Genomic DNA, 2,995 nt, shown 5'->3' on the forward strand with positions numbered 1-2,995 from the left:
ATTGATTTTTTTATCGACTGCTGTAACCGAATATTATATTCCCGCATTTTGCTAGTAATAATATTCGCGCTGCTATGCTGTTACGTTGTTGGGCTTCCGCCATCTTATTCGAGGGATAAGTGGGCTGAAGCCCAACTACGTACCTAATCTTTTACTCTCTTCTCATTGTAGGAGAGGGGTTGGAGAAGAGGTTAAATATAATTTTGGTGTTCTCGCAATGTTAGTTTATCGGAGGAATATTTTGCTATAATCAGCGTATCCAGCAAATCGTATAGCCCAGTAATCATTCTGTCCCCCAACATAAACTTATGGCTGTGGGGTAAGCGGTTCAGAATCGGGACATACCACTTAATTAAATCGTAGGTTTTCTGGATAATCGGTAACTCGCTCATTGCTCATTTTTCAAAAAAAATTTTTTACCGCCTTCGGCGGAAAGGGTAAAGAAAAAAAGGGAAAAGGGCAATAGGACAAAAGTATAAAGGGCTACAGAGTCCACGCCGCAGCACACACAACCCGAAAACCGTAGTTGAGGCGACTGAGGCCCGCATCGCAGGAGTTGCGATAAGCCGAACGGCAGTGAACGGGATTGCTGTACCACGAACCACCGCGCAGCAGCCGTAATTCATTATCATCACTAGATAACCATATAGTTATATCTTCAGGCTTCTCCTGATAATTTTCATGCCAATGGTCAGCACACCATTCCCAAACATTGCCGTGCATATCAAATAAACCAAAGGCATTAGCTACTTTGAAACTACCAACAGGGGTAGTTTTTTCGCGGTAAATTCCCTTTGGGCCTTGACCGTAAGATCCTGACCAATTTAACTCTTCGTAATCTGTACCTCGGTAATTAGCCAAATCGGTGGTAATTGTCTGGCCAAAATGAAATGGCGTAGTCGTTCCGGCGCGACAGGCATATTCCCATTCAGCTTCACCGGGTAGGCGGTATTCCCGTTTGGCTTTTTGGGAGAGGCGATCGCAGAACTCTACTGCATCATACCACGAAACTCTCTCGACTGGAAGATTTTGACCTTTGAATCTAGATGGATCTGGATTTAGTTCTATATTTACTTTTGGCAACGAAGCTACTGCTTTCCATTGTGCTTGCGTGATGGGATATTTTCCCATGAAAAAGGGTTGAATTGTAACTTGATGCTGAGGTTCTTCTCGTCCATCATAACCTTCATATCTTTCTTCACTTTCCGGTGAACCCATTGTAAAAGTACCACCGGGAATGTAAACCATATCCAGCGTGACACCATTACCTAAATCTTCTGAGAAAAATCTCGCTTTCTGCTTTACTCTTTTCTCGATTTCACCTTTAATATTTACTTGCACAACTTCAAATTCAAACCAATCAGTTCGGTCATCAAGTTCCGAAGGCGACCTTCCACCTGTTGCTTGAGTTATTGGTGGAAAAACAGAAACCGAAGACAGTTGTTTTATCCAAATCCTTTTCAATTCCGCTAAAGCTTCCGAGTCCGAAAAAGATAAAATCAACTGCGTCCATAATTGTTCCGCTAATTCTAAATCTCCTTCTATCTCTGCTTTGAAAGCATTGTTCTTCAAAGTAATTATATCTTGAAAATTGGCAAATTTAGGGAGCAAAATTAAGTAGAGTTTCTTGCCCGGTTCTGGTTTAACATAAGGAAACTGCGTTGGTTGACGATATTTTTGATTTATTTCTGGAACTCGTTGCTGCAAATATCGCTCTAATCTCTCGACAGTTGCACAATTATTTTCACCTTGAATTCGCAATCCTTCTAGCAAAGCTTTTGTAAACGAACCATGTTCTAATTCCTTTATTTCATAAGATTTTTGACTGGGATAACAGGAATAAAAAGTAACGACTCCTTGATGCTTTTCATCACCAATACCTAAAGAATTTCTACCTCCCTCATTCCGACAGGCATCTAAAAATAAAATCACATTACCAGCACCAGAAGAACGCAAACGTTCGGTCACATAATTAACCGAAATAGCAGACCTTTCTATATCATCTGGGTCGCTATCCAACAGCATCAAGTAATCACCATCAAAGGCGCGGATACCGTGACCTGCAAAAAAGAACCAAAGATTATCTCCTGATTGTAATAAAGTTTTCTCCTGTTTATTTTTATCTTTTTCTTTTTCATCGATACGTTTCTCAAACTGCACCCGCAAAAATGTCCGCAAGTTAAGGTAAGTCGGTTGAGTGATGATGGGCTTATTATTTCTAAATGAAATTGGTGGGGAATCTTCGGTAAACAGGAAAACTCTCTCAAATTTAGCTTCCTTGACAAACCAATCCCGCATCGCCTCAGCATCCCGCTTAGCGTAATTGAGATCTTGCGAACGATGATAATTATTGATGCCAACTACAATCGCCCAATTAACCATTATCGCTCTGCCTGCGCTTAAACTTAAGAGTCATCGCCCCTTTTCCTCCCGCTTTCCCACCAACTCCGAACAGCTTCACCTGTCCTTCCCCGTTGATTTCCACCGATAACTCGACTTCATCCAACTGCATTTTAGAACTAGGCGCATCAGCTTCATCGAGTATTTCTCGCATCGCCTGCAAAAACCCCTTCATCTCCCGTTTGAGTTTTTCCACCTCGACAGGCTTCGCGGCGTCCACCACCTCGACTTGCACTTCCACGGGGTCATCATCATCATCATCTCTAGTGATGAGTCCACCCCTGTAGCTTCCTGCTCTAGAATCGGTATCAACCGATACAGTTTCTCCTGTAATTACCCAAATATGTTTTGGTGTATTTTCTGCCATGCACGTTAATCTGTGTTTGTTTTGATGGGATGGGGGATATTATTTCAGAATATCACTCGGTATGGCGATCGTCTGCATTGTATCCATAAATGTATATAAACGTAGGTTGGGTTGAGGAACGAAACCCAACACACTACTAACTATAATTGTTGGGTTTCGCTGCACTCAACCCAACCTACTTCAACAAATCTCTTAATTTCTGACAAGTTGAGGAACGAAACCCAACAC

The 2,995-nt window shown here is 41.9% G+C and carries 3 protein-coding genes; all 3 read right to left on the minus strand.

The features are described 5' to 3' along the window. Positions 1-191 precede the first annotated feature (191 nt). A complete protein-coding gene (locus ACE1CD_RS32475; RefSeq protein ID WP_374827389.1) occupies positions 192-392 on the minus strand; it encodes a hypothetical protein in 201 nt (66 codons plus the stop codon). A 91-nt stretch (positions 393-483) separates the two neighbouring features. Further along, the gene (locus ACE1CD_RS32480; RefSeq protein ID WP_374827390.1) at positions 484-2,382 is read right to left on the minus strand and encodes an SUMF1/EgtB/PvdO family nonheme iron enzyme; all 1,899 of its coding nucleotides are present in this window, start codon (positions 2,380-2,382) and stop codon (positions 484-486) included. Beyond that, positions 2,375-2,767 carry a hypothetical protein gene (locus tag ACE1CD_RS32485; RefSeq protein WP_374790055.1) on the minus strand — a complete coding sequence of 131 codons (393 nt, stop codon included), beginning with the start codon at positions 2,765-2,767 and terminating at the stop codon, positions 2,375-2,377. The genes ACE1CD_RS32480 and ACE1CD_RS32485 overlap by 8 nt, the downstream gene beginning before the upstream one ends. Positions 2,768-2,995 lie beyond the last annotated feature (228 nt).

The organism is Aerosakkonema sp. BLCC-F183 (assembly GCF_041929145.1).
Lineage (GTDB): Bacteria > Cyanobacteriota > Cyanobacteriia > Cyanobacteriales > Aerosakkonemataceae > Aerosakkonema.